Annotated in this window: 8 protein-coding genes and 1 pseudogene; 7 read left to right on the forward strand and 2 right to left on the reverse strand. The window is 62.6% G+C overall.

The window, feature by feature from the left end; all coding sequences use genetic code 11:
* The 4 genes from glgA to EOA22_RS10640 all read left to right on the forward strand — a co-directional run.
* A partial coding sequence (glgA, locus tag EOA22_RS10625; protein WP_127389959.1) for a glycogen synthase GlgA occupies positions 1-1,164 on the forward strand: 1,164 nt, incomplete at its 5' end.
* 3 nt (positions 1,165-1,167) lie between these two features.
* A complete protein-coding gene (locus EOA22_RS10630) occupies positions 1,168-2,796 on the forward strand; it encodes an alpha-D-glucose phosphate-specific phosphoglucomutase (protein WP_127389960.1) in 1,629 nt (542 codons plus the stop codon).
* A gap of 199 nt (positions 2,797-2,995) precedes the next feature.
* Positions 2,996-5,011, forward strand: coding sequence for a glycogen debranching protein GlgX (gene glgX / locus EOA22_RS10635; RefSeq protein WP_013532696.1), 2,016 nt, complete (start codon positions 2,996-2,998; stop codon positions 5,009-5,011).
* Positions 4,998-6,620, forward strand: a complete 1,623-nt coding sequence (locus tag EOA22_RS10640; protein WP_013532695.1) for an alpha-glucosidase family protein — start codon at positions 4,998-5,000, stop codon at positions 6,618-6,620. The genes glgX and EOA22_RS10640 overlap by 14 nt, the downstream gene beginning before the upstream one ends.
* Before the next feature lie 10 nt (positions 6,621-6,630).
* Here the strand turns inward: EOA22_RS10640 and EOA22_RS10645 are convergent, their stop codons facing one another.
* The gene (locus EOA22_RS10645) at positions 6,631-8,412 is read right to left on the reverse strand and encodes a TadG family pilus assembly protein (protein WP_013532694.1); all 1,782 of its coding nucleotides are present in this window, start codon (positions 8,410-8,412) and stop codon (positions 6,631-6,633) included.
* Positions 8,413-8,826: a TadE/TadG family type IV pilus assembly protein gene (locus EOA22_RS10650; RefSeq protein WP_174299092.1), complete on the reverse strand. Its 414-nt coding sequence runs from the start codon at positions 8,824-8,826 to the stop codon at positions 8,413-8,415.
* Positions 8,827-9,238: 412 nt separating this feature from the next.
* On the opposite strand from EOA22_RS10650, the gene EOA22_RS10655 reads away from it, so the two are divergent.
* The 3 genes and pseudogenes from EOA22_RS10655 to EOA22_RS10665 form a co-directional block, all read left to right on the forward strand.
* Complete coding sequence (locus tag EOA22_RS10655) at positions 9,239-10,831, forward strand: peptide ABC transporter substrate-binding protein (RefSeq protein ID WP_127389961.1); 1,593 nt, start codon at positions 9,239-9,241, stop codon at positions 10,829-10,831.
* Between the two features lie 164 nt (positions 10,832-10,995).
* Entirely contained in the window at positions 10,996-11,919 is a 924-nt protein-coding gene (locus EOA22_RS10660; protein ID WP_013532691.1) for an ABC transporter permease subunit, read from the forward strand.
* Positions 11,912-12,489 (forward strand): annotated as a pseudogene (locus tag EOA22_RS10665) (ABC transporter permease); the annotation flags it as partial. The gene EOA22_RS10660 and the pseudogene EOA22_RS10665, both read left to right, overlap by 8 nt.

Consider the following 12,489-nt stretch of genomic DNA (forward strand, 5'->3'; position numbering starts at 1 on the left):
CCCTATGGCAATGCGACCGGCGTCGACTGGCCAGACAATTGGCGGCGTTTCGCGGCGTTGAGCCAGGTCGGCGGCGACATCGCCGGCGGCGCCATCTCGGGCTACCAGCCCGACATCGTGCACGCCCATGACTGGCAGTCGGCGATGACGCTGGCCTATATGCGCTATGGCAAGGCGGTCGGCGTGCCTTCGATGATGACCGTCCACAACCTCGCCTTCCAGGGCCAGTTCGGCGCCGGCATTTTCGGCGAGCTTGGCTTGCCGGCGGCGGCGATGGCGCTCGACGGCGTCGAATATTATGGTGGTGTCGGCTTCCTCAAGGCGGGCCTGCAGGCCGCCTGGGCGATCACCACGGTCAGTCCGACCTACGCGCAGGAAATCCGCTCGCCCGAATTCGGCATGGGCCTCGACGGCCTCATCAACATGCGCTCCAGCGATCTCCATGGCATCGTCAACGGCATCGACACCGGCATCTGGGATCCGGAAACCGACAAGCATCTGGTGTCCAACTACACGGGCAGCACGCTGAAGGCGCGCGCACCCAACAGGGCTGCCGTGGAGGATCGCTTCAGCCTTGAGCGCGATGACAGCCCGATCGTCTGCGTGGTCAGCCGCCTGACCTGGCAAAAGGGCATGGACATATTGGCGCTGGTGGTCGACGGCATTGTCGCGACGGGTGCGCGGCTCGCCATCCTGGGATCGGGCGATGCCGGTCTCGAAGGCGCGCTGCTTGCCGCCGCCGCCAGGCATCGCGGCCGCATCGGCGTCGTCGTCGGCTACGACGAGGGGCTGTCGCACATCATGCAGGGCGGCTGCGACGCCATCGTCATCCCCTCGCGCTTCGAACCGTGCGGGCTGACGCAGCTTTACGGCCTGCGCTATGGCTGCGTGCCGGTGGTCGCGCGCACCGGCGGCCTCGCCGACACGGTCATCGACGCCAATGAGGCTGCCGTCTCTGCCGGCGTCGCCACCGGCTTCCAGTTCGCGCCCAACAATGGCGGCGCCTTGCTGCACGCTATCCGCCGCCTCGTCGACGCCCATGCCAGTCCGACGGTCTGGGAATCACTGCAGCGCCAGGGCATGAAAGCCGATGTGTCGTGGGACAAGAGCGCGGAAAAATACGTCGAACTCTATCGTTCGCTGCTTTCGAAAAGGGTTGCCTGAAGCATGATACGGACCGTTCCCACCAAGCCTTATTCCGACCAGAAGCCCGGCACGTCGGGCCTGCGCAAGAAGGTGCCTGTCTTTCAGCAGGAGCACTATGCCGAGAATTTCATCCAGTCGATCTTCGACGCGCTCGACGGTTTCAAGGGCAAGACCCTGGTGATCGGTGGCGACGGCCGCTTCTACAACCGCGAGGTCATCCAGAAGGCCATCGCCATCGCAGCCGCCAACGGCTTCGGCAAGGTGATGGTCGGGCAGGGCGGCATCCTGTCGACGCCAGCCGCTTCGCATGTCATCCGCAAATACAAGACCTTCGGCGGCATCATCCTGTCGGCCAGCCACAATCCGGGCGGCCCGCATGAGGATTTCGGCATCAAGTACAATGCCGGCAATGGCGGCCCGGCGCCGGAAAAGCTCACCGACGCGATCTTCGAAAAGACCAAGGCGATTTCGAGCTTCAAGATCGCCGATATCGATCCGATCGACATCGACACAACAGGCACGGTCAAGGCCGCCGGCATGACGGTCGAGATCATCGATCCGGTCGTGGACTATGCCGCGCTGATGGAAAGCCTGTTCGATTTCGACGCCCTGCGCAAACTCTTCAAGTCCGGCTTCCGCATGCGCTTCGACGCCATGCACGCGGTGACCGGTCCCTACGCCAAGGAGATCCTGGAAAACCGGCTCGGCCCGCCCAATGCCACCTGCCGCAATTTCAAGCCGCTGCCGGATTTCGGCGGCCATCACCCGGACCCTAACCTCGTCCATGCCAAGCACCTCTATGACGAGATGATGGGACCGGACGCACCGGATTTCGGCGCCGCCTCGGATGGCGATGGCGACCGCAATCTGATCATCGGCAAGGGCATTTTCGTCACCCCGTCGGATTCGGTCGCCATGCTCGCCGCCAATGCGCGTCTGGCGCCCGGCTACAAGGCCGGTTTGAAAGGCATTGCACGCTCGATGCCGACCAGTGGCGCGGCCGATCGCGTTGCTGAAAAACTCGGCGTCGGCATCTATGAGACTCCGACCGGCTGGAAATTCTTCGGCAATCTGCTCGATGCCGACATGGCGACGATCTGCGGTGAAGAGAGTGCCGGCACCGGCTCCAACCATGTCCGCGAAAAGGACGGCCTGTGGGCGGTGCTTTTGTGGCTCAACATCCTCGCCGCGCGTGGCGAAAGCTGCAAGCAGATCGTCACCGAGCACTGGGCGACCTACGGTCGCAACTACTATTCGCGGCATGATTATGAAGAGGTCGAGAGCGACCGCGCCAACGCGCTGGTCGACGAACTGCGTGCCAAGCTCGGCTCGCTGCCTGGCACCAGCGTGCGCGGCCTGAAAATCGCCAGTGCCGACGATTTTGCCTATCACGATCCGGTCGACGGTTCGATCAGCGAGCATCAGGGCATCAGGGTTCTGTTCGAAGGTGGTTCGCGGGTCGTCTTTCGGCTGTCCGGCACCGGCACGTCGGGCGCGACGTTGCGCGTCTACATCGAGCGCTACGAGCCGGACAAGTCTCGGCACGATCTCGACACCCAGGCCGCCCTTGCCGATCTGATTGCCGCGGCTGACGATATTGCCGGGATTCACAGCCATACCGGCCGCCCCAAGCCGAGCGTGATCACTTGAGAGTGGCTGCGCGCGTTTCACCTTCTCCCCTTGTGGGAGAAGGTGGCCGAGCGAAGCTCGGTCGGATGAGGGGTGCTCCAGCTTGGCGCAAACCGATGTCCAGATCACTAACGCCGCGTTCCTTTCAACACCCCTCATCCGTCTCGGCGCTGCGCGCCGATCCACCTTCTCCCGCGAGGGGAGAAGGTGAGGCGCGGGCATGACCCAGCTCGGCGCCACAGTCACCCGCGAAGGCATCCGCTTTGCCGCCTGGTCGCAGGCCGCCCGTCGGCTTTGGGTCTCGATCTTCGACGAGCAGGGCATGCGGGAAATCGAACGGCTCGAACTGCAGCGGGAAGGCGAGGGCGTCCACGCGCTGTTCGTTGCAGGTCTTGGCTCCGGAACCCGCTACGGTTTCCGCGCCGACGGGGACTATGCGCCGGAGCATGGACTGTGGTTCGACCCCGACAAATTGCTGACCGATCCCTACGCCGTCGAGATTGACAGGCCTTATGCCTATGACTGGCGGCTGGCCGATCGCCGGGGCGAGGGGGGCGATACCGCGTCGCTGATGCCGAAGGCGATCGCGGCTGCGCTACCGAAGCCTGTGCAGGCTGCGCCGCCGCTCTTCCGCGCCGGCGGCCTGGTCTACGAAATTCCGGTGCGCGCCTTCACCATGCTGCATTCGGACGTTCCCGAAAAATTGCGCGGAACAGTCGCCGCACTTGCTCAACCGGCGATCGTCGAGCACCTGAAAAAACTCGGCGTTGGCGCGGTCGAATTGATCCCGGTGACCGCGTCGATCGACGAACGGCATCTGCCGCCGCTCGGGCTGCGCAACGCCTGGGGCTACAATCCCGTGACGTTCATGGCCCTCGATCCGCGCCTTGCGCCGGGCGGCATCATGGAACTGCGAAACACGGTCGCTGTGCTGCGCCAGGCTGGTATCGGCGTCATCCTCGACCTCGTCTTCAACCACACCGGCGAGAGCGACAGGCTTGGTCCCACGCTGTCGCTGCGCGGCTTCGACAACCAGGCCTACTACCGGCACACACCTGATGGCAGGCTGGCCAACGACACCGGTACCGGCAACACAGTCGCTTGCGACCATCCTGTGGTCCAGGAGATGGTCCTCGACACGCTTCGCCATTTCGTCAGGGATGCCGGTGTCGATGGCTTCCGCTTCGACCTCGCTCCCATTCTGGGGCGGGTCGAGGGCACATTCGATGCCGAGGCGCCGCTGCTGAGAGCGATGCGCGATGACGCACTGCTGGCCGATCGCGTGTTGATCGCCGAGCCGTGGGACATCGGCCCCGACGGCTATCAGCTCGGCAATTTTCCAGCGCCCTTCCTCGAATGGAACGACAAGTATCGCGACGATGTAAGACGGTTCTGGCGTGGCGACGCCGGCATGGTCGGCGCCCTGGCGACCCGGCTCGCCGGTTCGTCAGATGTGTTTGCCGCGAACGGGCAAGGCGCCAGCCGCAGTGTCAATTTCATCGCCGCCCATGACGGCATGACGCTCGCCGACATCGTGCGCTACGAGCGCAAGCACAACGAAGCCAATGGCGAGCAGAACCGCGACGGCCACAATGAAAACCTGTCCTGGAACAACGGCGTGGAAGGTGATGCGGACAACCCGGCCGTGGCAGCGGCTCGCCAGAACGACCAGCGCGCTCTGCTCGCCGCGCTGTTTGCCTCGCGCGGCACCATCATGCTGACCGCGGGCGACGAATTCGGCCGCACCCAGCAAGGCAACAACAACGCCTATGCCCAGGACAACGAGATCACCTGGCTCGACTGGGCCGGCCGCGACCAGGCGCTGGAGCGCTACACGGCGGAACTCTCGAGGCTGCGCCGATCGATGCCGGCGCTTTCCGACACAAGCTTCCTCACTGGCCAGCCGCCGGCAGGTTCGGAGATACCGGACGTCGCATGGCTTGCTGAGACGGGCGCGCCGCTCGATGAACAGAGCTGGCAGGATCCGCAGCGGCACCGTCTTGTCATGGTCCTGAGTGGCGCCAGCGATGACGACCGCCGTCTTGCGGTGCTTGTCAACGGCGATCGCCGGGCCTGCATGTTCACCTTGCCTGAACGAGACGGATTCTTCTGGGCCCCAGCTATCGAAGCGCCGGATGCGGCGGATATCTCGCGGCCAATATCCGGGCGGACGATGATCTTCATGATCGAACGAGCGCAGGCCGGCACAAGGGAGAAGCGCAATGGCGGCGAGTGACAAGAAGGGATGGTGGCGCGGTTGCGCCATCTACCAGATCTATCCGCGCTCCTTCCAGGACACGACCGGCGATGGCAGCGGCGATCTCGCCGGTATCACATCGAGGCTCGCCCATGTCGCCTCGCTCGGTGTCGGCGCCATCTGGCTGTCGCCTTTCTTCAAGTCGCCGATGGCCGATATGGGCTACGACGTGTCGGACTACTGCGATGTCGATCCGATGTTCGGCACGCTCGAGGATTTCGATGCGCTGGTCGCCGAGGCGCATCGTCTCGGCCTGAAGATCATCATCGACCAGGTGCTGTCGCATTCATCCGACAAGCACGACTGGTTTGTCGAAAGCCGCGCCAGCCGCGATAACCCCAAAGCCGACTGGTATGTCTGGGCCGATACCAAGCCAGATGGCAGCGCGCCAAACAACTGGCTCTCCGTCTTCGGTGGCCCGGCCTGGGAATGGGATTCTACCCGCCGGCAGTATTACATGCACAATTTCCTCCCCTCGCAGCCCGATCTGAATTTCCACAATCCGGAGGTTCAGGACGCGCTTCTGGAAACTGTGCGCTTCTGGCTGGAGCGCGGCGTCGACGGTTTTCGGCTCGATACGGTCAATTACTATGTCCACGACCGCTGGTTGCGCAGCAATCCACCCTTGGCATCAAGCGTCGCCGGCACCAACAGCGAGACCAACACCTACCTTTACCAGGAGCACCTGTTCGACAAGACGCAGCCGGAAAACCTGGCGTTCCTGCGCCGCTTCAGGGCGCTGCTCGACGAATATGACGACCGCGCCGCCGTCGGCGAGATCGGCGATGAAGGCCGCTCGCTGCAGACGCTCGCGGCCTACACTTCAGGCGGCGACAAGCTGCATATGTGTTACACCTTCGACCTGCTCGGTCCGCAGTTCTCGGCTGCGCATGTGCGTGGCTGCGTCGAAGCCTTCGAGGCGGCCGTCTCCGACGGCTGGGTCTGCTGGGCCTTCTCCAACCATGACGTGGCGCGCCATGTCAGCCGCTGGACAAGGCCGGACAGCGAGCCCGACGCGGTCGCAAGATTCTCGATCATGCTGCTCGCCTGCCTGCGCGGCTCGATCTGCCTCTACGAGGGCGAGGAACTCGGGCTGGAGGAGGCGGAGCTGGCCTATGAAGATCTGCGCGATCCCGTCGGCATCCGCTTCTGGCCAGGCGTCAAGGGCAGGGATGGGTGCCGCACGCCGATGGTGTGGGAGGCCGGCGCCGACAATGCAGGCTTCTCCACGGCCAGGCCCTGGCTGCCGATACCGGCCAGCCATCGCGCTCGCGCCGTTGACGTCCAGAATGCCGACACGGTCTCTGTGCTCGCGTCCTACCGGGCTGCGCTGGCCTTGCGCGGGGAGCATGAGGCGCTGATATCCGGCTCGATCCGCTTTCTCGACGCCAAGGGTGACCTGCTCGCTTTCATCCGCGACGGCGGCGGTGAAAGACTGCTCTGTGTCTTCAATTTCGCCGGAGGACCGGCCAATTGGCCGTTGCCGGGGGACATCGGAGCGGTTGCGCAGCTGGATGGCAATGCCGCGGTCGTCGAGACTGAGCTTTTGCTGCCAGCGCTCGGAGCCTTTTTGGGCAGGCTCGACTGATATCCCGACGTTACTGCACCAGCACGGCACGTCCGCATGTCGCGCCGGTGACCCGGACATCGGCCACGCCGAGATGCACGCCGAGCGTATCGAGTAGATTGTAAAGCAATGTGTCGACTGGTGCGGTCACGGTTTTCAGAAGCGTCGTCACAGCTGGCTTCACGGTGCCGAGCAACGCCGTTACGTCAAGCCCGAGGATACCAAGCGCATTGACGGAAAGCGACAACTTGTCGACCAGTGACGTTGTCAGCGTCTGGGTAATGTCCCGTGTCGGCGTCGTCTTGATGGTTTTGGCGGCGATCTCGGTTTTGTTGAAGACCAGGTTGGTCGGGCTGACGTTGGTGATGTCGGCACCCGCCGAACCCTTCACCAGTATTAGCGGGATTTTTAGCAGCAGCAGATTGAGGCTGACATCCGCGATGTTGGCGTCGGAGAACGACTGCGGGTTGCTGAAATCCGCGAAGGCGGTGGGGCTGTTATCGGCATCGCTGGCGGCAAGGTTCACCGCCGCGATGCCGGGCTTCGCGGCAATGGTAACCTTCAGGCTGTCGGGGCCGGTCGGGCAGTTGATGTCGGTCAGCTTGGCCTCGGCGTAGGCTACTTCGACATTCAGCGGCAGCTTGACCGACAGCAGGCTGATACCGCCGCCCAGGTTTGGGTTGCCGACGCCGACCGTGACAAGCAGCTTAATGCGCGTTTGCGCGGTGCGAACCACGGTGCCGGCTTCTCCAACCGCCAGCCATGGCGAGGATTGCGGTGGTTCGCCGATGGCGATGGCGAGCGTGGTCGACAGCACCCCGGGAATGGTGGCTCCGAGGGCGACGTCGACCTGTTTTGAACCGTTTGCCAGTCCGGCGGCGGCCGTCAGCATTCCCAAGGCGCTGGCGTCGACGCCGAGGCCGGCGGGCCTTTGGCCGAGGCCCAACTTGCCGACGGAGCCGAGATCGACCAGATGACTGAGCGGGATCTGGACCGTGCTGGTCGACTTGGACGCGATCGTCTGCAGGGCGACCTTGGCCGTGTTGCCAAGCCCAGGCACATTGGCCATGGCCGTGGCGATCTGGCCGACGGTCGCCTTCGATGCCAGCACATCCGAATACGAGACGCCGGTCAGGTTCAGCTGTGTGGCAAGGCCGTCCACGAAGGAGAGCACGCTCACATCCGCGGAGATCAGCGCGTTGTAGTCCATGACACTGAGCGAGATGTTGCTGCCGAGCAGTCCGCCGAGAAGCGCGTTGAGGATACCGCCATCGAGGCTGGCGAGCCTCGATCCGACCGAGAATGTCGCCTGTGGCGTCATGCTGGCGGTGGCTTGGGTGCCGATGACGGGAGTGGGGATCAGGGAACTCGCGAAATAGCGGGCGGGGATCTTCTTCAGGGTGACACGGACGGCATTGTAGGGGGTTATGCTGGCCTGGAAACGCTGGCCCACATTGGCCCCGGATGCCACATATCGCCCGGGCGTGACCGTCACGACGGTTTTGCCGACCGCCGGCTCGATCGTCTGTCCCGAGCTTTGAACGACAACCCCTGGCATGCCGTTGTCGGTCAGCGTGGTAACGACCGCTGTATTGACATTGGTCATGTTCGAGGCGGCGGTGATCGCCGCCAGATCCACCATTGCCTGCGCTTCGCGGCGCTCGGTGTAGATCGAGGCTTCGTCGATGGCCACTGCGGCCAGCGCCAGCGCCACCGGCGCGCTCAATGCCGCCATGACGGTGAAGTTCGCTTTCCTGTCACTCAGCATCAACCGGGCAAGCCGACCGATCCCATTGCACGCATGCAGCAGCATTCAAATGCCCCCGACCCTGATCGTTGACTGGCGCCTGATCGTGGTCCCGGGCATGGCTATGCCCGGGAAAAGGTTCCAGATCGGCAGGTTGCGGGCGTCGTATTGGATGGACACCACGAACTGGCTTCCATCGGCCGTGCTGTCGTTGGCCTGGTAGGTCAACTTGCTGACATCCACGAAGGGATATCCGCCGGCATTGTTGGTGACGAAGCTGGTTACGAGCGTTTGACGTTCGGTCTGGTTCAACCCGGCAATTGCCGTGCGGGCGGCATCCGCTGCGATCTGCTGGATCGAGTTGGCGGCGCCGAAGTATATACCGTATGCAACCATTCCGAGTAGAAGAAGAATGAAAATCGGTGAAAGCAAGGCAAATTCAACCGCAGAGGTACCGCGCTCTTCTTGAAAGTTCCGCATTAGTTGACGGATTTTGGGCAATTTACTTGCTCCGTTACTCATAGCCGCCGCGCGTCTGAAGCTCGAACCGTATAGAAGGTACTCGTAATGTAACCTCAGGTTGCTTAAGAACGCATTAAGACATTCCGGCAAACTGGCATGGCTCCCGATTCGCGGTGAAAAATAGCGTCGAGGTGAAGAAACCAAGTCAAGCTTTTGGTTTCGGCTGGTGTTTCAGCGGCCACACCATAGCTTTCGTCCGCCTTACTTTGGGTGACCCAGAGAGTCTGTTGACATAAAAATTCTCCGCGTTAGTGTCTGGGCACGAGCCGCAGGACGGGAACCAGCGGCGCGCTCAAAGGGGTCAGATATCGGCTCCAGGGCGTCAACACTTAATAGGCGCGCCAACGGCGGCGCCGACAGGGAGAACTTCATGCTGAAAAACATGCTGAAGGCGACTGTGTTCGCCACGACGATGACGCTGGCCGCCGGGACGTTCTACACGCAGGCCTTTGCCGAGACCGTCTATAACAGGGGCACCGCCGCTGAATCGGAGTCGGTCGATCCGCACAAGACCTCGGCGGTTTACGAAGCCAATGTCCTGCGCGACCTGTTCCAGGGCTTGGTCATGCAGGACCAGAAGGCCAATCTCATTCCTGGTGCCGCCGAGAGCTGGACGGTTTCGGACGACGGAACCGTCTATACGTTCAAGCTGCGCAAGGACGGCATGTGGTCGGATGGCAGCCCGGTTACGGCTGACGATTTCGTCTATGCCTTCCACCGGCTGGAGGATCCGGCGACCGGCGCCGAATACGCCTCGATGCTGTATCCGGTAAAGGGTGCGGAGGACGTCAACACCAAGAAGGGCAAGCCTGAGGACATGGGCGTCAAGGCGATTGACGCAAATACGCTGGAGGTCACGCTGAAGGCGCCGACGCCCTACTTCCTGGAGATGCTGACCCACCAGGCGACCTATCCGGTGAGCAAGGCCTCCATCGAAAAGCTCGGCGCCGATTGGATCAAGCCCGGCAATCTCGTTTCGAACGGCGCCTATACGCTGGCCGAATGGGTTCCCAACGATCATATGAAGCTGGTCAAGAACCCGAAATTCTGGGATGCGGCGACCGTCAAGTTCGACGTCGTCAACTACATCCCGACCGAGGACCGCTCTTCGGCGATGAAGCGCTTCGAGGCAGGCGAACTGGACAGCTACGACGACCTTCCGACTGAACAGCTCGCCGATCTCAAGACCAAGTTTGGCGACCAGATCCACGTTGGACCGTATCTCGGCACCTATTATTATGCGATCAAGACCGACAAGGCGCCGTGGGATAATGTAGAGCTGCGCAATGCCATCTCGATGGCGATCGACCGCGACTTCCTCGCCGAAAAAGTCTGGCAGAACTCGATGCTGCCCGGCTATTCAATGGTGCCTCCCGGCATCGAAGGCTACACGCCGGCAATGGCCAAATATGCGGACATGCCGCAGATCGACCGCGAGGATGCGGCCAAGAAGATCCTCGAGAAACTCGGCTATACGCCCGAAAAGCCGCTGAAGATGGAAATCCGCTATAACACGTCGGAAAACCACAAGAACACTGCGGTGGCGATCCAGGAACAGCTGAAGCCGCTTGGCGTCGACGTCACGCTGCTCAACACCGACACCAAGACCCACTACTCCTTCCTCGAGCAGAAGGGCAACTATGATCTGGCACGTGCCGCCTGGATCGCCGATTACAAGGATCCGGAAACCTTCCTCGGCATCTCGCGCAAGGCCAGCGGCAACAATTATTCGGACTACAACAGCCCGGCCTATGAAGCGGCCATGGACAAGGCGGCCGCCGCCGGGGGCAACCCCGAACAGCGCATGAAGGAACTGGCCGACGCCGAACGCATCCTGGTCGACGACGTCGGCCAGATACCGCTCCTCTATTACAGCTACCACGATATCGTCTCCTCGAAGCTGCATGGCTTCGTCGACAACGTGATGGACGTGCATCCGTCGCGCTTCGTCAGCAAGGACTAACCCTGGCCAAGCCACCGCGCCTTCCAGGCGCGGTGGCGATGGTTTGCCATCGCATCGGCCCGGGTACCGGAATTCGATTTCGGCAAATGTCGGTGCGAAGATTTGAAAGCTGGAGCGCGGCCGTCCAACTGGACGCGCGCGGCTCTGGATCAAGCGGGGCACCGATGCTGCGATACGTATTACGGCGGCTTCTGACCGCCATTCCAACGCTGTTCGTCATCGTGACAATGGCGTTTTTCCTGATGCGCGTCGCGCCGGGCGGTCCATTCAACCAGGAGCGGGGGCTCAGTCCCGAGATCAGGGCCAATCTCGAAGCCCAGTTTGGCCTCAACGACCCGCTCTGGCTGCAATTCGTCCACTATCTCGGCAATCTGTTGCGCGGCAATTTCGGCCCGAGCTACAACATGCCGGATTTCACCGTCACCGAACTGTTCGCCAAGGGGCTGCCGATTTCGGTCCAGCTCGGCGCCTCGGCGCTTGTCCTGGCGCTGCTGCTCGGTTCCGTGCTCGGCACCATTGCGGCGCTCAATCAGAACAAGCTTGGCGACTATACGGTGATCGCGCTGGCGACGGCCGGCAGCACCATCCCAACCTTCGTCATCGCGCCGGTGATCCAACTCCTGTTCGGGCTGACCTGGAGGCTGCTGCCGATCGGTGGGTGGGGCGATGGCGCTTTCATCAACAAGGTCGGTCCGGTGCTGACGCTCGCCCTGCCGCAGATCGCCATCGTCGCCCGGCTGATGCGTGGCTCGATGATCGAATCCTTGCGGTCCCACCACATCCGCACGGCGCGCGCGCTGGGCCTGTCCGACTGGTCGGTGGTGGTCAAGCATGCTTTGCGCGGCGCCATCCTGCCGATCGTCTCCTTCACCGGTCCGGCGGCGGCGGCACTGCTGACCGGCTCGGTCATCGTCGAGACGATCTTCTCCATCCCAGGCGTCGGCCGCTATTTCGTCGATGCCGCGCTCAATCGTGACTACACGCTGGTGATGGGAACGGTGGTGGTGATCGCCATCTTTACCATTGTCTTCAACCTGATCGTCGACGTCATGTACGCGGTCGTCGATCCGAGGGTGCGCTATGACTGACATCGCGGCCACAGTCGCCCCCACCGTCATCGGCCGTTCGCTCTGGGGGGATGCCTGGGCGCGGCTCAAGGCCAATCGCGCCGCCATGTTCAGCCTGTATTACCTTGCCCTGATCGGTGTCGTCAGCGTGTTCGGGCCGTGGTTCGTGCCGCATCAATACACCACCATCTATGCCGACTATGTGCGCATGCCGCCAAGCCTGTCAGCCTATCCGAAGGCCGACATGATCGAGACGGCGCTCACCGAAGCGATCAAGCGCATGCGGGTCGACATCAAGGAATGGCGGCAGGAAGGCAACCAGGTCTTCGTCACCGTCAAGTCGACCAGGCCGATCGACGATCGCAACATCCGCTATCTTGACCGATCCGATGCCTTTGACGACACCAAGATCGAGAGCAAGTCGCCGGACGGTCTCGAAGTGACGATGAGCGCCTCGATCAAGCAGCAATATTTCCTGTTCGGCACCGACAACACCGGACGGGACCTGTTGTCGCGCACGCTGATGGCCGGGCGTATATCGCTGGCCATCGGCCTGCTCGCGGGCGTCGTGGCGGTGGTCATCGGCGTCGT

It is taken from the genome of Mesorhizobium sp. M7A.F.Ca.US.014.04.1.1, assembly GCF_003998745.1.
GTDB classification, from domain to species: Bacteria; Pseudomonadota; Alphaproteobacteria; order Rhizobiales; family Rhizobiaceae; genus Mesorhizobium; species Mesorhizobium ciceri.

Bases quoted from the DNA above. Each gene is read 5' to 3' on its own strand.
- EOA22_RS10630 (WP_127389960.1), top strand. From the start codon at position 1,168: ATGATACGGACCGTTCCCACCAAGCCTTATTCCGACCAGAAGCCCGGC.
- glgX (WP_013532696.1), top strand. From the start codon at position 2,996: ATGACCCAGCTCGGCGCCACAGTCACCCGCGAAGGCATCCGCTTTGCC.
- EOA22_RS10640 (WP_013532695.1), top strand. From the start codon at position 4,998: ATGGCGGCGAGTGACAAGAAGGGATGGTGGCGCGGTTGCGCCATCTAC.
- EOA22_RS10645 (WP_013532694.1), bottom strand. From the start codon at position 8,412: ATGCTGCTGCATGCGTGCAATGGGATCGGTCGGCTTGCCCGGTTGATG.
- EOA22_RS10650 (WP_174299092.1), bottom strand. From the start codon at position 8,826: ATGCGGAACTTTCAAGAAGAGCGCGGTACCTCTGCGGTTGAATTTGCC.
- EOA22_RS10655 (WP_127389961.1), top strand. From the start codon at position 9,239: ATGCTGAAAAACATGCTGAAGGCGACTGTGTTCGCCACGACGATGACG.
- EOA22_RS10660 (WP_013532691.1), top strand. From the start codon at position 10,996: ATGCTGCGATACGTATTACGGCGGCTTCTGACCGCCATTCCAACGCTG.